The organism is Paenibacillus sp. J22P15, assembly GCF_056269345.1.
The window spans coordinates 706804-725927 of the sequence record NZ_JBWDNT010000002.1 but is presented as its reverse complement, the minus strand read 5'-3'; the positions used below and the strand labels follow the sequence as shown (position 1 = coordinate 725927).

Here is a 19124-nt window from a genome sequence, read left to right as displayed (position 1 = left end):
ACACGCCACCCGTCCGCACACATGCTACCCGCATAAGAAAAGGTTGTCTCTTAAGGCTGATAACCTTTTGAGACAACCTCATTTGCTTATATATCTTCACTCATCTCACTTGCTTGCCTTGAGCATTTCACCTATCGCTCCAATGCTGCCAAGTGTGTCGATTGCTCTGGTGGGAATGAACACTTTATTCGCAGCTCCCTGAGCAATTTCAGAGAGCGCTTCGAGCGAGCGGTACGTCAGCACATTCTCGTCGAGGCCAGCGGAGCGAATGAGCTCGATCCGGTTTTTCTCCGCTTCCGCAATGGTGTGGATGGCCTTCGCTTCCCCCATCGCCTCCAGCTCCTGTGCATGACGCTGTCCCTCTGCTTGACGAATTCGGGCTTCCTTATCGCCTTCAGCCTTCAATATTTTACTTTGCTTGTCACCCTCAGCGCGTAATATCATGTCCTGCTTCGCTGCTTCTGCATCAAGGACCATCGCTCGTTTGCTTCGTTCCGCCTTCATTTGTTTATCCATCGCATCTTGGATGTCCACAGGCGGCTGGATATCAATGACCTCTACTCGCTCAATCCGAACGCCCCACTTCTCAGTCGCTTCATCTAGCGCAATCCGTATGTCGGACGATATTTTCTCCCGTCCTGATAACGTCTCGTCGAGTTCCATCTTACCAATTATTTGCCTCATCGTAGCCGTACTAATATTTCGCACCCCGTATACATAATCGGATATGCCATATGTAGCCTGCTCAGGGCCCGTCACCTGATAAAAGATAATCGTATCGATCTTCACCTGAACATTATCTTTTGTAATTACCGTTTGTGGCGGTACATTCGCTTGCTGAATACGCAAATCATGATAGGTACGTACATGATCAATAATTGGGATAAGAATGTTAACACCAGGCGTCAGCAGTCGATTAAACTTTCCGAGACGCTCCACAACTCCTATCCTTTGCTGCGGTACAATTTTGATGGATAACGCCGCAAATACGATGACGATAGCTAATAATATAAACGCTACGATCAAACCCATATCCAATTAGCCTCACCCTTTCTCAACTTGTAGCACTGCACTTCCACGACTGACGACAACAATGCTCTCACCTTTCATCAATGGTTCATTTGATACTGCACTCCACGTTTCATTTCCTACTTTGACAATACCAGGAGCTTCCGCTGAAATTTCCTCCAGCACGATCCCTTGCTTGCCGACGAGTTCGTCCACCGCATCCTTGAAGCCCCGAGAGGAATGGAAGCGACGGGTTATCGGACCAGTAAATATAGTCAATACTAGTACCACGATGCAACCAACGACTAGTTCAAGAACAAAGGAGCCCGGCCAGAACCAATCAATGATAGCCGCAACAACAGCACCAATTCCTAACCAAAGCAAATAAAAAGTAAGCGTTAGCATCTCAATGACTAACAATATGCCAGCGAGAATGAGCCAAATCACCCACAATTCCATCCTTTCACCTCCTCTTACTCATTAATGTATTCGTTTATGACCATCCTATGATAAGAAAACACTTGCCAACCCATACTGAACTAAGTAAAATCGATTAGTGCAAAAAATATACGACCTATCGAATCGAAGGAGTTCATTCTCATGAAAAACGCTATTGGCGTTCACGAAAGACCGCCCACCCTGCAGAGCTTATTGCTTAGCTTGCAGCATCTATTTGCAATGTTTGGCTCTACCGTGCTCGTACCGAATATACTCGGTGTTGATCCGGCAATCTGTTTACTCATGAACGGGATCGGAACGCTGCTTTACCTCTGGATATGCAACAATAAGATTCCGGCATATTTAGGCTCAAGCTTTGCCTTTCTTGCTCCGGCTGGCGCTGTTATTGCCAATCATGCGGCTGGCGGCAGCTATGCAGCTGCATTAGGCGGATTTATTATATCAGGCGTCATCTTCACCATCGTCGCGCTTATTATTCAAGCAGCAGGCACCGGCTGGATTAACGTCGTATTTCCACCAGCGGCCATGGGCGCTATCGTTGCGATTATTGGTTTAGAGCTTATTCCAGTCGCAGCTCGGATGGCAGGCTGGATAATCCCTACTGATGCGGACGCAGCAATATGGACCCCTGATCCAAAAATCGTTGCCCTCTCCACCATCACGCTCGCCGTAACGGTATTTGGCTCCGTGCTATTCCGCGGATTCATGCGTATCATACCGATTCTGTTCGGTATTATTACAGGATATGTATTAGCCTACTTCATGGGCTTCACAGATTTCAGCAAGTTTGCTGAGAATAGCTTTGTGCAATTACCGCATTTCACCTTCCCTGAATTCCAGTGGACGGCTATTATAGCGATCGCGCCTGCGGCACTAGTCGTTATCGCCGAGCATATCGGTCATCTTGTCGTTACTGGAAATATTGTTAACAAAGACCTGTCAAAAGACCCTGGTCTTCATCGCTCAATGCTGGGTAACGGTATTTCTACCATCCTATCGGGCTTCGTAGGCTCTACGCCTAACACGACCTATGGAGAAAATATTGGCGTACTTGCAATAACGAAGGTATACTCGACCTTTGTTATTGGGGGAGCTGCTGTTATAGCGATCATATTGTCGTTCTCCGGTAAGTTCTCTGCACTGATCTCAGGCATTCCAACACCGGTTATGGGCGGCGTGTCTCTGCTGCTTTTCGGCGTTATCGCTGCTTCCGGCTTTCGGATGCTTGTTGAATCCAAAGTGGATTACAGCAAGCCAACTAACCTATTCTTAACTACAGTCGTTCTCGTTACTGGTCTTAGCGGCGTAAAGCTTACGATCGGAGACTTCTCGCTTTCGGGGATGGCTCTCGCAACTGTCGTAGCTATTGTACTTAGCTTACTATTCAAACTGTTTGACGTACTTAAGCTGTCTAACGACCACGAATCATCAGGTCATTAAATAGTAAAAGGGCTCTCCTCGGAGAGCCCTTTTACTATTTGCAGCATGCGCTATATTTCATCAAGTAATTGATGAAGCTTATCCTCGGAACATTCAAAGCAGATTAACGTTTTATCCTCCAGTACGATGCCGTTAATAAATCCATCATTGCAATATACATGCTTTTTACATGCCTCACAGTGTCCAACAAGCTCCTGCAAAATGATAACCTCCCCAAAGCACACGATGCAGCGATCAAGGCAGAAAAACAATGAAGCAAACCTACGCTGCTCCACATACCATAGCAGAAAAGGAGTGAATTTAATATGCCTGACTACCGTATTATCGTCGATCTTTCCGATCGACAGCTATATTTGCTGGACGGCGACATCGTCACGCGAGCCTTTCCCGTAGGCATCGGTAAAATGCTCACCCAAACACCTACCGGCGAATTTACGATTATAAACAAGCAGCCCAATCCCGGCGGACCGTTCGGAGCATTCTGGATGGGACTCTCCAAGCCTCATTATGGCATCCACGGTACTAACGATCCATCCTCTATTGGTCATGTCGTTTCACATGGCTGCATTCGAATGTATAACGACGACGTGCTGGCATTGTCCAAACTAGTGCCCATCAATACGCGCGTTACCATACGTCCTTAGCTCAGCTTTGCAGGCAAAATAGTTCGTTCTATTATGGTAAACTAGTAGATGCCAACTATTTTTTAAGCGAGGATGTGCTTGATTTGTCTTACATCCATAACATCGATCTTCGAGAGGTGCCGCTTTACTTTGCATACAATCGTGCTAGCGATAATCCCGAGCAATATCAAGGTACCTTTCACGCTCATCAAGGCATCGAAATTTTAATTGTTAACGAAGGCACGACAATGACCTCTAGTGTCTGACAGCCGCTTAAACCGTCTATAAGCAGCGGTGCGTCTGTCTCTATTGCGGTGAGTACATTGTCTACTTGCCCTACATGCCCCTCGTAGGCCACCTCTGGCAAAGCCTCATAGTAGTTGTGCAGTTCTGCCTCAAGCTGCAGATTCGGTTCTGGGAAGCCGTTTGAAGAGGCAGTTGATGCCTTTACCTTCCACGGAGCAGAAATACGCGCCTTCGTCCCTTGGAAAATAAGCTGCTGCTCTTCCCCATGATGTACGACGGAGCTCGTAACCTGTGCAAGCGCACCGCCATCATATTGTAGAATACCAATTGATAAATCCTCAACCTCTGCATTATCATGCGACACATTCGTCATGAGCGCTTGTACGCCGACAGGACGCCCCATCATCCATAGCAAAGCATCGATATGATGAACAGCATGATTTAAAGTGCAGCCCCCGCCTTCCTTCTCCCAAGTACCGCACCACCAGAGATCATAATAACAATGGCCTCGCCACCAGTGAGAATCAATCTGCGCATGAACTTTTTTCCCGGCTAAACCGCTATCCATCACCGATTTCAGCTTCATCATCGGTGACTTGAAACGGTTCTGAGCAACGACTGACAATAAGTTTCCACTCCGAGCTGCCGCTTCATTCATCAAATCGCATTCCTCCAAGGAAGATGCCATCGGCTTCTCCACAAGGACATGTACACCAGCTTCAAGAAATGCGATGGCAATTTCCGCATGCGTATAGGGAGGTGTACAAATGGATACGATATCAATCTTGTGCTGCGAAAGCTCCAAATAATCAGATATAACCATCGCATTCAGTTTATGCTGCTTCTTACGCGCTGCTGCTTTCTCGACAAAAATATCACTGATCACCACGATTTGGCACCGCTCTGGAAACTTTAAATAAGCATCTATATGAGCGTTAGAAATAGCCCCGGCACCAATAATTGCTACGTTAAGCATCGTTTCATTCTCCTACGTTATGATGAAACCAGCTTACCAAGAATACGGTCGCAAATGTGTTCATGGATTGTGAGAAAATAACGTTACTTTGTTGTTTTCATGAGTAGCAATAAAAAAAGAGGACACCTCCGCGGGCATCCTCTTGTTCTAGCTTATACATTATCTATTTACTATTTTGTTAGAATATACAAAAAAAACGACCCTATTATTAGAGGCGTACGATTTATTACTATTGGTGCGGTAGACAGGATTTGAACCTGCACGTCCATTGGACACTACCCCCTCAAGATAGCGTGTCTGCCGTTCCACCACTACCGCACATTATAAGTTGAAAGCTTCTGCAATTAATTTCGCATTAGCTTACTTAGCTAATGGCTTATGCAATGATTGCAACGAACTCCATAAAGCTTGTACACTTTGAGGATTAATGGTGACCCGTAGGGGACTCGAACCCCTGTTACCTCCGTGAAAGGGAGGTGTCTTAACCACTTGACCAACGGGCCGTCTGGAACCTTTGAGAAGATTCATGCTTGGACAACATAAATGATTATATCACCATATCATCAGAAGTACAAGCATTTTTTTCTCTTTTTTTAAAAGTGCTAAATTGACTCTACGCTTCAATCGTTTCGGCTTTAAAAACGTTGTCTAACTTGTCCTCAGGCGTAAGTCTTTTCTTCAATGGAACCTTAACATCTCTTCCCAATTCTTTGAAGAAGGTTTCAACGTCACATTCGATTTTGTCTACAAATACGGATAGTGTACCCTTTTCGATAATCGCTTCATTACCTTCAGCCGGTACAGTGACTTCGATTGAGTATTTTTTCATTAAGGTATTGCTGTAGCGTCCGAAAATCTCAAGCAATTCCTCGTTGTTAAATTTGCTAATCGCGGCTTGTCCCTTGTTCGTAAAGTTTAAGTTTATTTTCATGTTTACAGCTCCTCATCTCTAATGATGCATCTGTTTTCACGGCTCGAGCAACTTATAACGAAAAAACCACCCTCTAGTCAGATTTATGATCTGAATATAAAGTGGCATCATCTATCAGAAAAGTGTATTAAAATGACACCTTCTAAGTTCACCTATATACATCGGCAAAGATTAAGTTATGGTGCGGTAGACAGGATTTGAACCTGCACGTCCATGGGACACTACCCCCTCAAGATAGCGTGTCTGCCGTTCCACCACTACCGCACATTTATAAGTCGAATATCCTCCACTCCCATTTCCATAAAGAAAATGGTGAGCCATGAAGGACTCGAACCTTCGACACCCTGATTAAAAGTCAGGTGCTCTACCAACTGAGCTAATGGCTCTCGCTGTATTGCAACCAAGCTCCGTAAAGCTAGCACACTTTGAGAATAGTGGTGACCCGTAGGGGACTCGAACCCCTGTTACCTCCGTGAAAGGGAGGTGTCTTAACCACTTGACCAACGGGCCATGTAAAACATTTCAAACAAGGTATTTCACTAAGATGCAACCTCAGTGGCAAATAAAAAAGACCGGATGAACGGTCTTCCCGTTGCAGCACTTGTAAAAAAATGTGGCGGAGAGAGAGGGATTCGAACCCTCGCACCACTTACGCAGTCTAACCCCTTAGCAGAGGGTCCCCTTGAGCCACTTGGGTATCTCTCCAAAACTGGCTCCCCGAACAGGACTCGAACCTGTGACAACTCGATTAACAGTCGAGTGCTCTACCAACTGAGCTATCAGGGAAAAGTAAAAGTGACAAGAAATAATATATCACGTACTACTTTGATTGTCAACCAATTTCAACAATAATTTTCCGCGGCATTTTCCGCAAGCATATTTGGCCGGGTCAATCTTTCGCTTGCGTAAGTATTCCATCCCGCATTTCGTGCATATTAGCTTGTACCGAAATGGCTGAGGCTTACGCTGCGCGCGTTCGGGAAGCGACTGACAATAGCGAGAGCCGCCTACATGCGCAAGCAAGTGTTTGAATTCAACGTCGCGATGCTGGTACCCCCGCTTCAATATATGCAAATGATAATGGCAAAGCTCATGCTTTATAATTTTCTCAGTTTCTTCAGGTCCAAAAGCCGAAAGCTGATGAGGACTGATCTCAATGTTGTGCGAACGCGTAAAGTAACGTCCTCCAGTTGCTTTCAGACGACTATTGAATGTCGCTCGATGCAAAAAAGGACGCCCAAAAAAGGTTGTAGAAATTTGCTCAACCCAAAGCTGCAATGCCTCATTATCCATACATTATTCTCCCCCAACTACTTGAATTTTAAAGCCGCGATAGGCTACACTGTCAAGTAGGAATTATTAAACATGCAGAAAATTTTACAGATGAAGTACGGTAACGTACCGAGGGGAGATCAATAATTAATATGGCAATTATGCGCTATGTCCTATTGAAACAGAATAACAGCATCTTTTTCGTCGAAATGCCAGAGACGCATGCTTATCAGCTAAGCGCACTTAATCTGCGACTTCATAAAGAAATCGATAAACTAACGGCTGAGCATGTTCCAAGCTTGCCTTATGCAGTAGCTGAGTGCAACGATGTTGAGCTTCATGATCCATCGATTTCCATCATATCAGGGCTTGATTACATCAACAGCCTTGAGAAGGATTTTGCCGGCGTACAAGAAAAATCCTACCCGCTTATTTCACTTTTGACGGAAATCCGCGCTCTGCAAGCACAGCTCGAACAGTGGTATGAAGAGTACGAAGAAGAACATAGTATATAGTTAGGACCTGCACGGACACACGCCCTTCCCCATATTGTAGTATTACAACAAGTTAGGCCTGGGGAGGAGGACGATAGGTATGCCACAGTGGCTCTGCAATCAAATGATGCGTGCCTTTCAGAAAAAAGATCGCAGACAAATAAAACTGCTTAATGACTGCTGGTATTTCTACCGAAACAAGCAAAGTCCGAAGGATCAAGAAAACAGCACTGAATTTCAGTTATGAATCACTGCTGCTTAACCACATAGCAAGACGGCTGCAATCCCTGTTAGGGTTAAAGCTCGTTTAAGCGGTGAAATGAAAGCAGAATATCATTGAGCACTCCTAACTACTTATAATTGAAATAACAAAAGCGACCCCATCATTTGAGGGTCGCTTTTATTATTTTGCTGCTATTACTGATGCTTAAATCTTATATTTTGTTGAAAAAAGTAACATCATCCACGGATAGACGAGTCGTTTCGCGTCCTTCAGCAGATGCTTTGCCGATTGGAAGCACCAAGGTCGGCAAGTAACGATCCGAAATATTAAATTGCTCCATCAATTGATCGCGGTTATAGCCGCCCATCGGAACTGTATCATAGCCTTTAGCACGTGCCGTAAGCATAATTTGCATCGCTACAAGACCCGTATCAAATACAACGACTTCTTTCAAGCGCTCTGCCGGCAACGACGAGTACATCTTCGTTGAGTTCGCAATAAAGTTATTGCCCACTTCCTCCGTCATAAAGCCCGCTTCGATAGCTGAGCCATAAATCTTCTCAGACAAAGTATACATTTCGAGGTCCGCTAGGACGATAATAATCGCCGATGCAGTTGAAATTTGTTTTTGATTAAATGCAATTGGAAGCAGCTTCTGCTTCAGTTCCGGATCTGTTACAACAAGAAAACGCCAAGGCTGCATATTAGAGGATGAAGGAGCTTTTGTCGCGATTTCTAATATTTCTTTAATTTCTTCTTCAGAAATTACTGCATTGCTATCATATTCACGTACAGAACGACGATCATTAAGAACGTTGAAGAAAGCAGCATTCGATTGCTCATTCGTTTGGATCTTTTCTTGCGTAGCCGTTTGATTTGTGGTCATTAGATTTCCCTCCAAGGATAATTTTTATCTGTGCTGTTTTTCACTCAGTTAAAAACATAACTATACTGTGCATTGTTTAGCACAGTAAAAACATGAACTGTACAATTTATATACACAGTATATGGCGTGTCGTTACTTTTGTCAATTAACTATCTTTGTTAAAAATAAGCTATGAGTAATTCGGCAATGTTTTCTCTGCGAGCTGCGCGATTGTAAACTGCTGAAGTGTTTCGATCGTCTTCTGTTCAACCTCATTCGCAATATCCATAAATGCCGCTTTCATACTCATCCCAGAATCATGTAAGCTTATTGTGTCCAGCATCCCATTACAAAGAGGTTCTCCTACTTTGAGGGCAATGTATACCTCAGCTAATGTTATCGTCTCAGGCGGACGCTTCAGCTTATAGCCTCCGTCACGGCCTTCTCTCGTTTCAATCAACTGCCCTGCAGCTAGCTTTGCCAGCACTCTGCGTAATTGTGACGCTTCTGACTTCAAGCAATCGGCAATAGCGGCACTTGGGTATGACTCTGACTTACGCGACAAAATAACGAGTGCCTGCAGTGCAAGTCCAAACCATTTTGAATGAGCCGATCCGTTTGTTTTTTCTGCTTTCATAGTCAGCTCACTCCTTTTGTAGGGTAGTGGGCGACGCCCATGAACTTAATAAATTATAAAGGGCCTGCCTCATGACAGGCAAGCCCTTTATAATGGAAAGCGTTAGTTAGGCTTGCGCATAGTCAAGCTAACACGGCCTTTTTTCGAATCGACACTGAGTACCCACACGGTTACCGTATCACCAACAGACACGACATCCATCGGACGCTTAACGAATTTATCGCTTAGTTGGGAAATATGAACGAGTCCGTCGTTCTTGATCCCAATATCGACAAATGCCCCAAAATCGATAACGTTACGGACAGTTCCGTGAAGCTCCATTCCTGGAGCCAAATCCTCAATGTTCAGCACATCCGTATGAAAAATCGGAGGAGGCAGCTCTTCGCGCGGATCACGCCCCGGTCGAAGCAAGCTATCCATAATGTCCCGTAAGGTTGGAACGCCCACGCCAAGCGTAGGAGCAACTGCATCGACGTCAAGCTCTGCCAGCTTCGTTCTCAGCTCCTCTGATCCTAACTGCTTAAGACTAAGACCAAGCTCCTTAAACAGCTTGTCTACCACCTCATAGGACTCTGGATGAATCGGAGTGCTATCCAGCGGGTTGACAGGTTCAGCAATTCTTAAAAAGCCGATACACTGCTCATAGGATTTGGCACCGAGACGCGGCACCTTCTGCAATTGGTTCCTTTTCACAAATCGTCCGTTCTCATCACGGTATTTCACGATATTTTTCGCTATCGTACCGTTTATGCCAGCTACATAGGATAACAGTGATGCTGAAGCGGTGTTCACATCGACACCAACATGGTTAACCGCTGATTCAACTACGCCGCCCAGCGTTTCATCGAGCCGCTTCTGACTGACGTCATGCTGATATTGACCAACTCCAATTGCCTTTGGCTCGATCTTCACAAGCTCAGCAAGCGGATCCTGCAATCTGCGGGCAATCGATACTGCACTGCGTTCTGCCACATCAAGCGTTGGAAACTCCTCCTGAGCGAGCTTGGAGGCCGAATACACGCTTGCGCCAGCTTCATTGACGATTATGTACTTCAGCTCCGGGCCGCCCGCTCCAGCCGCTTTACGCTTGCCTATCAGGCCAGCAATAAATTGCTCCGTTTCACGCGAGGCCGTACCGTTTCCAATGACAATCAATTCCACTTTGTACTTATCAATTAATCCATTAATAAGTTTCTCTGCTTCAACAACCTTGTTATTTGGAGGTGTAGGATAGGATACCGCAACCTCAAGCAATTTGCCTATGTCGTCAATGACTGCAAGTTTGCAGCCTGTACGAAATGCAGGGTCAACTCCTAGTACGATATTGCCCCGAACAGGAGGCTGCAGCAGCAAATTACGTAAGTTTTCAGAGAAAATCGAGATCGCATGCTCCTCAGCCTTTTCAGTTAGTTCACCGCGCACCTCGCGTTCAATAGACGGTGAAATAAGACGCTTGTACGAGTCTTCAATGACAGCAACAAGGACATCTCGTACAGATTGTACCGTACCGTTTCTAAGCAGCTTCCGCTGAATATGGTCATGGATACGATCTGCAGGAACATCGAATGTAACGCGCAGCACATCTTCACGCTCAGCCCGATTAATCGCAAGTACACGATGCGGAGGCAGCTTCTTAACGGGCTCTTGGTAGCTGTAATACATTTCATAAACCGTTTCCTCAGCGGCGTTTTTAGCTTCTGTCTTAAGAAGCGCTTGATCAAACGTATATTTGCGTACCCAAGCACGAATGGACGCGTCATCGGCAATATTTTCGGCGATAATGTCCGATGCTCCGTTTAAAGCATCCTGAGCTGTCGGTACACCTTTCTCCACATTCACATAACGAGCGGCTTCATCAAGCGGATCACCGCTGCGCGGCTGCGACCATAACCATTCCGAGAGAGGCTCGAGCCCTCTTTCCTTCGCGACGCTGGCACGTGTTTTACGCTTTTGCCGATAAGGCCGATACAAATCCTCGATCTCTTGCAGCTTGGCCGATTGCGTAATCGCTGAGCGCAGCTCGTCAGTTAGCTTGCCTTGCTCGTCTATAAGACGAATTACCTCGCGCTTGCGTTCTTCCAGGTTTCGCATATATTGCAGCTTCTCTTCAATAGCCCTCAAATCATTCTCATCAAGCTCACCGGTCATTTCCTTACGGTAACGAGCGATAAATGGAATGGTGTTCCCTTCATCAAGCAAACCTACTGCCGATTTAACCTTAGTTACCGGAATCGTAAGCTGCGCGGCAATGCCGGTAATGATTCGTTGACTCTCAGCTGCTTTCTGCTCTGCAGTCAGCTTCGATTTCCCTGAGTTCTCTTCTGAATCCTCTACAACATGCTGTACCTTTGTATCTGCCAAACGTCATGCCCCTTCCTCATGCTTCATGCTCCCGTATACGGGTTGTTCGCCATTTCATAACCTATCGTCGTACGTCCGCCATGCCCCGGATATACAATGACATCTGGGCTTAGCTTATACAGTTTCAAGCGAATGGAATCATACAAATCCCGTTCACGTCCACCTGGCAGATCTGTTCGGCCAACGGACATTTTAAACAGCACATCGCCTGAGAACAAATGGTTGCCATGCAGGAAGCTCACGCTGCCAGGAGAATGTCCTGGTGTATGCATGACTTTGAAAGACAAACCAAGCAGCGATAAGGTTTGTCCCTCCGCTAATGCAAATTCGGCTTCATCCGTTGAGAGTGGAGGCGTTACATCCTGCCATCTCATTGAACCATTCTTACGCGGATCGGTTAACCAATCCGCCTCCAAATCATGTATGTAGACAGGACAACCAGCAGACTTGCGTAATTCATCTACTCCGCCCATATGGTCGAAATGGGCATGAGTCAGCAGAATAGCTTCCACCTTGACTCCTTTTAGGCGCTCAAGCAGCTTGCGCGGGTTCATGCCAGGGTCAATGACGATGGCACGTTCCTTAGGTTCTTCACCTTCGCTTGCAGCAGGCTCCATTACCGTGATGAGATAAGCATTTGTTTGCAAGGGGCCAAGTGTAAACGTCTCAATTCGCATATTTTCACTCATAACTCTTATAACGACTCCAGTAAAGTACGGAGCTCTTTCACAATTACGGACTGGTAAGCTGTTCCTTCACCATAACGACGATCAATTTCTTGCCTAGTAACCGCAAGATTCTCTTGATAGTTCGCTGCTTCGCGATCTGGATTTTCTTTCTTAAATGCAATCATTGCTTCCTGCACATGGCTTGGACGAGGTCCCCATTGTCCCAGTACAGCTCCGCCAGTATCCGCGATAATAACAACCGGTACGGAACGGCCGCCCATTGTCAAAAATTGATCCATCGTATCGAGATGATCTTCCATAATAAGTACTTCGGTTGGTACTCCGCTATTCTCAAGCGCTTTGAAAACGACTGGAATATTACGTACTACATCGCCGCACCAATCCGCCATCAAGATCGAAACACGAAGATCGTCACGATTGTTCAACGATTCGAAGTATTCCTTATCACTCTCATCGGTCCAAGCGAATTTTTCCGACCAGTCTAAAAATTGCTCTTTATTTTTGGTCATGCCGTCAATAAATTGTTGCGGGCTTATACCTTTGCCCAGTTTATCTGCGATACTTTTGCTCATATTGATCCCTCTTTCGTCTATTTAATGGTTGCTAATCACAAAAAAATGCAAGGTTGACTGTTCCATTATACCGATTTGCCGCGTGAGCGTACAAATTTGAATAGTACATATACGATAAGCAGCGCAATTGCAATCAAGATGGCTGGCTGTACATAAGGCGCAGCCTTCTCATCGATTTTATCCCAATTCTCGCCCAAAGATTTGCCCAAATATACAAATAAAATAGACCATGGCAGTGAAGCAAGTGCAGTTAGAAGTGTAAATAGACCAAAATTCATTCTTGCCATACCCGCTGGGATTGAAATAACTTGTCTCATAACTGGAACAAAGCGAGCGGTGAACACGATACCTACTCCATACTTATTAAACCACTTTTCTGAAATATCAACGTGCTTTTGCTTGATTTTAATATATTTCCCGTACTTCTCGACGATTGGACGTCCGCCATATCTTCCAATCCAATATAAAATCCAGTTTTGTCCGATCGCGCCAATTGTACCGAACGCTACAGCGCCCCAGAAGGAAATATCCCCCTTAAATACGAGATAACCCCCAAAGCCTAATACAATTTCACTTGGAATAACTTCAATTAATAATCCGATCAAAATACCAAAATACCCCAAGCTTTCAACCCATTGCAATACATTGTCCAAAATTTCATGAATAAAATCCATTGCTGTTCTCAATCCGCCTTCCTGCATAAAATATAGCTTTCACTAATCTGTTGCGCTGAAGCTATTCTAACATACGATACAGACAACCTTCCACTTTTGTCATGTGCTGACAAGCCCCTGCATAGACTAGCCTTAAATGATACGAAAAGATGAGGTGAGCGTTTCATGTCAAAGGTATTAATCGTAAGTAAGCGACAGATTCAAATGTTTATTTTAGTAGCTGTGCTAATCGTTATAACTGGCGTTTACTTAAGCTGGGACAGATCAAGAGAGGTTAGCGCACCTCCTTCGGAGCCGCAAATCTTCCAGATTGTAACTGTCGAATACAAATCAAAGACCGCTGACGGCAAGGAGCATGAAATGTACCGCTGGGATCCAGGCCAAATTGTTGTCCAAAAAGACGAGCCTACCGAGCTGCATATTAGCGGCGTGAGCGGAAACAGCCATCCCTTTGTTGTGGAAGGTCTTGGCATTAGCGGGGAAGTCGTAAAAGGCAAAACCACGATTGTACGATTCACAGCCAAAGAGGAAGGTACTTATCCTATTTTATGCTTGACCCATACCGATATGCGCCACGGCGGCCCCATGGTTGGCTATATCACTGTTGATTAATTTCGACAAGCAGTTAAAGTGTCAAACGAGTGACCTCCTCCTTCCCTGACGCATACATATGGGTTAGAGAGGAGTCGGTCTACAATGAAAACTAACGCGCCAAAACATACAGCCGGCTATCCGACTGCGCGTAAAATTCGCAGAGCCTGCAGCAACGAGCTGTACCGCACCGTGAAGCGGATGAAGCTTTGGGTATCGAAGGAGAAGATGGAGCAGGCTGAAGCTCTTTATTTTAAAAAAGTGATTGTCAACCTGATTTGGGTCCATGAAAATAAAAACAACCGGAAGATCCAATGCGATTGGTGGGAAGAGAACGTAAGTGCTGAAATTGCGGAGCTGTGGGAAACGGATCGTACACAGCTCTGTATTGCTTTCAGAGAAGCGTACGGCGGCTAAAGCTATATATGTTCGAATAAGCCAATAGTCAGCAAAAAGAGGCTACTCCGTCATTTCTCGGGGTGCCTCTCTTTGTTGTTGCTGAATGAGTGTGCGTCTGCTAGCTCTCTTCCTTCAAACGATCACAGGATACGGTTTTTGCATTCACGGGATTGTTGCCCACCATAACGGTCGCCATCCCATTCGCCTCATCCACATTTTCAATCCAGACCGAGTCCTCATCGAGATACACTTTAAACGTCTGGTCGGATTCATAAATTTGCTTCGCGCGAGTTGTGTCCATTTCGTCTATCCCTCCTGCATTTTTTCAAATTAACAGCAACTTCATAAATAAAATTATCTCGCTTCCGGCTCCATCGTATCCGTCGTTGATTCGTCAATAAGACCATTTTGGAGCGTTACATTACCTCCGCCCAATCCTTCATTAACCATCCTGTCGATATCCATAAAATAGTCATCTCGTCCCTCATGCTTCGGTTCTACGGCCTCTTGTTTTTGCTCGTTGTTCGCATCGCTCACAGTAATACCCTCCCCATTGTTTTTGCGAATACATACAGCTCATAAAGCTGTGCTGGCATTCGCGGTGATGACTACATGTTTTGGCCACCTTCGAAAAATATGCCCGAAAATACAGCTCCGCATGCATCGTTCAAAGAAGCGGCGATAACATGTGAACTAAAGCTTCTGCCGCTTTTTGGCGAGTGGGCCGTTTCATGAATGACTTTATCTCTAGTGCACGGCTATCCTTCAAGTCCTCCATGAAGTCAGATTCCAGCCGTTTAATGGTCCTCTCATCAAATAAAACTGCATTCAGTTCAAAATTGCTGTGCAAGCTTCGCATATCCACATTCGCTGTGCCGACGGTTGCCAACATTTGATCAACAATCATCACCTTCGCGTGAATAAAACCCTTCTCATAACGGTAAACCTTTACTCCCGCTTCAAGCATCTCCTGTATATAGGATAACGTAGCAAGCAGAACGAGCTTGGTATCCGCAATGCCAGGAATGATTAACCTTACATCAATTCCGCTGAGTGCAGCCGTTCTAAGTCCCATTAGCAAACTCGGATCGGGAATGAAATACGGAGTGCTTATATAAATTCTAGAGCATGCTGCAGTGATAGCTGCAAACATCGTCTCAACAATTTTGTGATCATGCTGTCCAGGCTTGCTCGATACCATGAGGACACGATCATTTCCTAGGCAATGATGCGGCGGCATATAAGCTTCGCCATCCAGTTCTTCTTTTGCCGCAAAAGCCCAATCGTTCATGAACAGCTCCTGCAAGTAATACACAGAGTCCCCTTTCAAACGCAAATGCGTATCCCGCCAAAAACCGAGCTTAGGGTCTTTGCCTAAATATTCATCACCAACGTTAATGCCGCCGACAAAACCAACCACCCCGTCTACAACAACGATTTTGCGATGATTCCTATAATTTAATTTTCTATCATAAAAGGCGATTTTTGGCGGTAAAAAACAGCTTGTTCGAACCCCTGCATTGTGAAGCTTATTCACATAATCCTTGCTCAAATGCAAGCTGCCGATTCCGTCATATACGATCCGAACCTCCACACCTTCCCTTGCTTTTCGCGTAAGCACCTGCAAAAAACGTCTGCCGATTTCATCATCTCGAATAGTGTAATAATCCATATGTATATGATGGGCTGCCAGCTCAAGCTGTTCTAATATGGCTTCATACGTGTCGTGGCCATTCGTCAGCACTAATGTTTCATTATTTCGAGTAATCGGAAACGGAACTAGACCTGTAAGCATGGCATACAGCTTCTCTTGCCGCTCAAACTGCTCATTCCCCATATCCGCAGCCCTTACGACCTTTGACGATATTTGATTCGCGTAACGCATGGTCTCCTGTTTAAATCGTTCCATACGCCTACGTCTTGTAAAATCTTTCCCTAGCATGATATAGGCAATAAAGCCTATAACCGGGAACAAAAAGGTGATCAGCAGCCATGCGGTCAACTGTGCTGGTCGACGATGCTCCATAACAAGAACGGCCGCTAATAGTAGAATATATACAATTAAAAATGCCGTCAGCCAAATGGATCCTATAGCCAAAAGAACACCTCTGTTTCTCCTTACCTTGTGGAATCTTACAAGTCCCTCTAGTTTGAGCGCAGGCATAGAAACGTATTCTTATGAAATGAAAAAAAAGCCCGCCGATTAAATCTAATCGGACAGGCTTCGGAGTAGTTATAGTCGTTATAAAACTGGATTATTGCTTCATGGTCACGCCGGTGCTGTTATTTTCAATATGAGTTAGGATCAGACGATGCATACTTAGTCTTCTAGTTATAAATGATGGCAAAAGGCGATATCGCATGCCTAACTTATATCCAATGAGCTTGGCAGCCGATTCAGCGACCAACTTAGGAACAAGATGCCATTGACGGGTACGATGAAGCTCGTGCAATTGCAGCTTAACGAGCTTTGAGCCTGCCTTGCCAACCGCACTGTAAGGCGTAATCCAGGTATTGCATCGCATTGAAATTCCGTTATCGAAATAACGTTTGAATTGCTGCTTAATCGTATACTCATGCGAATGATACACGACAGCATCTGCACAATAGGCAACCTTATAACCTGTCAAAATACATTTGGCAGCCATAAACAAATCCTCATTAAAAATGACTGGCTCCTGAAAGCGCCCCATCTTCTCAAACGTCTCACGCCATATCGCCGAGCAGACGTTAGAGCAAAAAAACGTCTTTATACCGAGCTGCTCAATATCCTCATATGCTTTCAATTGAGACTCAGCCGGATAGTTATGCTGCCTTGCTAGACGCTCCAGCGTGTTAGCACCGGGTCTTGGGAGCTGCCTTGCATAAGTATAAGCAACATTATTCGTGGACAGTAATGAGCGAGTCAGCTCCTCTATGAGCTTATCGTCATAAGGAAGAGCATCCTGTGTCATAAAGAGGAGAATATCTCCTCGAGCATGCGAGGCTGCGAGGTTGCGTGTCCCGCCGTGATCGAATTCACTTCGCTCCACATTTATGACAGTTGCACCTGCTTTCAGCGCCCTCTCCTGCGTTCCGTCAACCGAACAGGAATCCATTACGATAATTTCAAAGGGAGGGAGTGACTGCCGCTGCAATCTCTCTAATAGCTCTTCTAGCTCTGGCCCTGCATTTAATGTAGGAATAATAACCGATACTCGGTATGCTGAATCGCTGTTAGTAAGCATTTTTGTTAATCAAGCCCTTCAGTACCGTTTTGAAAATAATTTTGAGATCAAAGAAAAAAGTCCAGTTTTCAATATAAAAAATATCCAACATAATGCGGTCCTGTATCGAGGTATCTCCTCTTAAACCATTGGTTTGTGCCCAGCCTGTAATCCCAGGTCTGATCTGATGCTTAACCATATATTTCGGAATTTCCTCTTTAAACTGATTCACGAAATAAGGACGCTCCGGCCGTGGACCAACGACGCTCATCTGACCGAGCAGTACATTGAAGAACTGCGGCAGCTCATCTAAACTCGTTCGACGGAGGAAGCTGCCAAACTTGGTGCGGCGAGGATCATTTTCCACTGTCCACTGCGTGTCAGATACTTTATCCGATGAAACATGCATCGATCGGAATTTAAACATATGAAACGTTTTGCGATCGAGTCCCATTCGTTCCTGCTTGAACAAAATCGGACCAGGCGAGGTCAGCTTAAGTCCAATAATAGTGAACAGCATAATTGGAGAAGTTATGATAATGGCAACTATTGAAAAAGCGATATCAAACCACCGTTTTAATATACGATTGCTCAGCTCGTCCAGCGGAATATCTCTTACGTTAATAAGAGGGATTCCTGCAAAATTATCGAAAAACGGCCGAGCCGGCAGCAGATCAAAGAAATCAGGAATAATAAGCGTTTTTACACCCGTCCGCTCGCACTCCTCAATAATTTCCGCATACTTCGCATGCGCATCAAGAGGCAGCGCGATGATTACTTCATCGATAGGCATCTGTTCCAGCTTCAACCTAAGCGCATCGAGTCTGCCGATAATTGGCTTCATATGTCGATGCTCTGCTGCGTGCTCCTCGTGATAATCATCAAGAAAACCGACAACCTCATAACCAAGATCCGGATGCTGCTGCAGGTTCGCATAAAAACTGCGTCCCACTGAGCCCGCCCCTACGATGAGGACAAAACGTTTATTAAATCCTTTGCGACGGAATGAAGCGAGTATGTTTTTCACCAAATAACGGTAAGCTGCGATGGCAATAAAATTCATTAAAAAGAAAATCGCAAGAAATTCCCGGGAAATATGTACTTCGCGTGTAAAGAAGAACAAACTGAGTAAACCAAGAAAGCTAATGGTTTGAATCTGTAAAATTCGGAGCACTTCATAGGAATAGTTCTTACGTCGTTTGGGCGAGTAAAACTGAAAGTAAAAACCGATCAGTACTGCCGAAAATGAATAAATCGTTCCCCATAATACATAGGTTGAGAACGATACGGAATTAAAGCTTGGCAGCAGTCCACTGTAAAATTTAAGCCAATACGCGGCCATAAATACGACCAATGTACAGAATAGATCAGCCAACATATATAATTGTGTCAAAAACCGTTGGTTTTGCCTTAACATTCGCCGTGTTCACCCGCATTCTCTTAAATTTCGACTCTATC

General features: G+C 45.1%; 22 protein-coding genes and 7 tRNA genes. 6 read left to right on the top strand and 23 right to left on the bottom strand.

The annotated features are described in order from the left end of the window. Positions 1 to 105: 105 nt before the first annotated feature. Both AC0YN6_RS07850 and AC0YN6_RS07845 read right to left on the bottom strand, forming a co-directional pair. Positions 106 to 1032, bottom strand: a complete 927-nt coding sequence (locus AC0YN6_RS07850; protein ID WP_475746113.1) for an SPFH domain-containing protein — start codon at positions 1030 to 1032, stop codon at positions 106 to 108. A gap of 12 nt (positions 1033 to 1044) precedes the next feature. Next, positions 1045 to 1467: an NfeD family protein gene (locus AC0YN6_RS07845; RefSeq protein WP_475746112.1), complete on the bottom strand. Its 423-nt coding sequence runs from the start codon at positions 1465 to 1467 to the stop codon at positions 1045 to 1047. Between the two features lie 141 nt (positions 1468 to 1608). Here AC0YN6_RS07845 and uraA point away from each other — a divergent pair, with 141 nt between their 5' ends. Next, complete coding sequence (uraA, locus tag AC0YN6_RS07840; protein ID WP_475746111.1) at positions 1609 to 2907, top strand: uracil permease; 1299 nt, start codon at positions 1609 to 1611, stop codon at positions 2905 to 2907. A gap of 305 nt (positions 2908 to 3212) precedes the next feature. Beyond that, positions 3213 to 3551 (top strand): L,D-transpeptidase, encoded by a 339-nt coding sequence (locus AC0YN6_RS07835; protein WP_475746110.1) that lies wholly within the window; start codon positions 3213 to 3215, stop codon positions 3549 to 3551. Positions 3552 to 3738: 187 nt separating this feature from the next. Here the strand turns inward: AC0YN6_RS07835 and AC0YN6_RS07830 are convergent, their stop codons facing one another. From AC0YN6_RS07830 to AC0YN6_RS07785, 10 genes are all read right to left on the bottom strand, one after another. Continuing rightward, positions 3739 to 4752 (bottom strand): Gfo/Idh/MocA family protein, encoded by a 1014-nt coding sequence (locus AC0YN6_RS07830; RefSeq protein WP_475746109.1) that lies wholly within the window; start codon positions 4750 to 4752, stop codon positions 3739 to 3741. A 233-nt stretch (positions 4753 to 4985) separates the two neighbouring features. Beyond that, a tRNA-Leu gene (locus AC0YN6_RS07825) sits at positions 4986 to 5070 on the bottom strand. A gap of 110 nt (positions 5071 to 5180) precedes the next feature. Beyond that, a tRNA-Glu gene (locus AC0YN6_RS07820) sits at positions 5181 to 5255 on the bottom strand. A gap of 110 nt (positions 5256 to 5365) precedes the next feature. Beyond that, positions 5366 to 5683, bottom strand: coding sequence for a hypothetical protein (locus AC0YN6_RS07815; RefSeq protein ID WP_475746108.1), 318 nt, complete (start codon positions 5681 to 5683; stop codon positions 5366 to 5368). A gap of 179 nt (positions 5684 to 5862) precedes the next feature. Continuing rightward, a tRNA-Leu gene (locus AC0YN6_RS07810) sits at positions 5863 to 5947 on the bottom strand. Positions 5948 to 5993: 46 nt separating this feature from the next. Beyond that, positions 5994 to 6069 (bottom strand) — tRNA-Lys (locus AC0YN6_RS07805). Positions 6070 to 6118: 49 nt separating this feature from the next. Then, positions 6119 to 6193, bottom strand: a tRNA-Glu gene (locus AC0YN6_RS07800). Positions 6194 to 6297: 104 nt separating this feature from the next. After that, positions 6298 to 6388, bottom strand: a tRNA-Ser gene (locus AC0YN6_RS07795). Between the two features lie 5 nt (positions 6389 to 6393). Next, positions 6394 to 6469 (bottom strand) — tRNA-Asn (locus AC0YN6_RS07790). Positions 6470 to 6496: 27 nt separating this feature from the next. After that, positions 6497 to 6976 carry a SprT family protein gene (locus tag AC0YN6_RS07785; protein WP_475746107.1) on the bottom strand — a complete coding sequence of 160 codons (480 nt, stop codon included), beginning with the start codon at positions 6974 to 6976 and terminating at the stop codon, positions 6497 to 6499. 131 nt (positions 6977 to 7107) lie between these two features. Here AC0YN6_RS07785 and AC0YN6_RS07780 point away from each other — a divergent pair, with 131 nt between their 5' ends. Both AC0YN6_RS07780 and cmpA read left to right on the top strand, forming a co-directional pair. Next, a complete protein-coding gene (locus tag AC0YN6_RS07780; protein WP_475746106.1) occupies positions 7108 to 7470 on the top strand; it encodes a hydrolase/acyltransferase in 363 nt (120 codons plus the stop codon). Positions 7471 to 7549: 79 nt separating this feature from the next. After that, complete coding sequence (gene cmpA / locus AC0YN6_RS07775) at positions 7550 to 7696, top strand: cortex morphogenetic protein CmpA (protein ID WP_475746105.1); 147 nt, start codon at positions 7550 to 7552, stop codon at positions 7694 to 7696. Between the two features lie 187 nt (positions 7697 to 7883). Here the strand turns inward: cmpA and AC0YN6_RS07770 are convergent, their stop codons facing one another. From AC0YN6_RS07770 to uptA, 6 genes are all read right to left on the bottom strand, one after another. Beyond that, positions 7884 to 8558, bottom strand: coding sequence for a nitroreductase family protein (locus tag AC0YN6_RS07770; RefSeq protein ID WP_475746104.1), 675 nt, complete (start codon positions 8556 to 8558; stop codon positions 7884 to 7886). 169 nt (positions 8559 to 8727) lie between these two features. Beyond that, positions 8728 to 9174, bottom strand: coding sequence for an RrF2 family transcriptional regulator (locus AC0YN6_RS07765; RefSeq protein ID WP_475746103.1), 447 nt, complete (start codon positions 9172 to 9174; stop codon positions 8728 to 8730). A 102-nt stretch (positions 9175 to 9276) separates the two neighbouring features. Further along, entirely contained in the window at positions 9277 to 11535 is a 2259-nt protein-coding gene (locus AC0YN6_RS07760) for a Tex family protein (RefSeq protein ID WP_475746102.1), read from the bottom strand. A 23-nt stretch (positions 11536 to 11558) separates the two neighbouring features. Continuing rightward, positions 11559 to 12212 (bottom strand): MBL fold metallo-hydrolase, encoded by a 654-nt coding sequence (locus AC0YN6_RS07755; RefSeq protein WP_475746297.1) that lies wholly within the window; start codon positions 12210 to 12212, stop codon positions 11559 to 11561. A gap of 17 nt (positions 12213 to 12229) precedes the next feature. After that, a complete protein-coding gene (locus tag AC0YN6_RS07750; protein WP_475746101.1) occupies positions 12230 to 12796 on the bottom strand; it encodes a thioredoxin family protein in 567 nt (188 codons plus the stop codon). A gap of 65 nt (positions 12797 to 12861) precedes the next feature. Then, entirely contained in the window at positions 12862 to 13470 is a 609-nt protein-coding gene (gene uptA, locus AC0YN6_RS07745) for an undecaprenyl phosphate transporter UptA (RefSeq protein WP_475746296.1), read from the bottom strand. 165 nt (positions 13471 to 13635) lie between these two features. On the opposite strand from uptA, the gene AC0YN6_RS07740 reads away from it, so the two are divergent. Both AC0YN6_RS07740 and AC0YN6_RS07735 read left to right on the top strand, forming a co-directional pair. Continuing rightward, positions 13636 to 14082, top strand: a complete 447-nt coding sequence (locus AC0YN6_RS07740) for a cupredoxin domain-containing protein (protein WP_475746100.1) — start codon at positions 13636 to 13638, stop codon at positions 14080 to 14082. 84 nt (positions 14083 to 14166) lie between these two features. Beyond that, positions 14167 to 14478 carry a dehydrogenase gene (locus AC0YN6_RS07735; RefSeq protein WP_475746099.1) on the top strand — a complete coding sequence of 104 codons (312 nt, stop codon included), beginning with the start codon at positions 14167 to 14169 and terminating at the stop codon, positions 14476 to 14478. A 100-nt stretch (positions 14479 to 14578) separates the two neighbouring features. On the opposite strand, the gene AC0YN6_RS07730 is transcribed toward AC0YN6_RS07735, so the two are convergent. The 5 genes from AC0YN6_RS07730 to AC0YN6_RS07710 form a co-directional block, all read right to left on the bottom strand. After that, complete coding sequence (locus AC0YN6_RS07730) at positions 14579 to 14761, bottom strand: H-type small acid-soluble spore protein (protein WP_475746098.1); 183 nt, start codon at positions 14759 to 14761, stop codon at positions 14579 to 14581. A 53-nt stretch (positions 14762 to 14814) separates the two neighbouring features. Then, positions 14815 to 14997 (bottom strand): hypothetical protein, encoded by a 183-nt coding sequence (locus tag AC0YN6_RS07725; RefSeq protein WP_475746097.1) that lies wholly within the window; start codon positions 14995 to 14997, stop codon positions 14815 to 14817. A gap of 130 nt (positions 14998 to 15127) precedes the next feature. After that, positions 15128 to 16558, bottom strand: coding sequence for a cardiolipin synthase (gene cls, locus AC0YN6_RS07720; RefSeq protein WP_475746096.1), 1431 nt, complete (start codon positions 16556 to 16558; stop codon positions 15128 to 15130). 157 nt (positions 16559 to 16715) lie between these two features. Further along, a complete protein-coding gene (locus AC0YN6_RS07715; protein WP_475746095.1) occupies positions 16716 to 17687 on the bottom strand; it encodes a glycosyltransferase family 2 protein in 972 nt (323 codons plus the stop codon). Further along, positions 17677 to 19083, bottom strand: a complete 1407-nt coding sequence (locus AC0YN6_RS07710) for an undecaprenyl-phosphate glucose phosphotransferase (protein WP_475746094.1) — start codon at positions 19081 to 19083, stop codon at positions 17677 to 17679. The genes AC0YN6_RS07715 and AC0YN6_RS07710 overlap by 11 nt, the downstream gene beginning before the upstream one ends. Between the last annotated feature and the right edge of the window lie 41 nt (positions 19084 to 19124).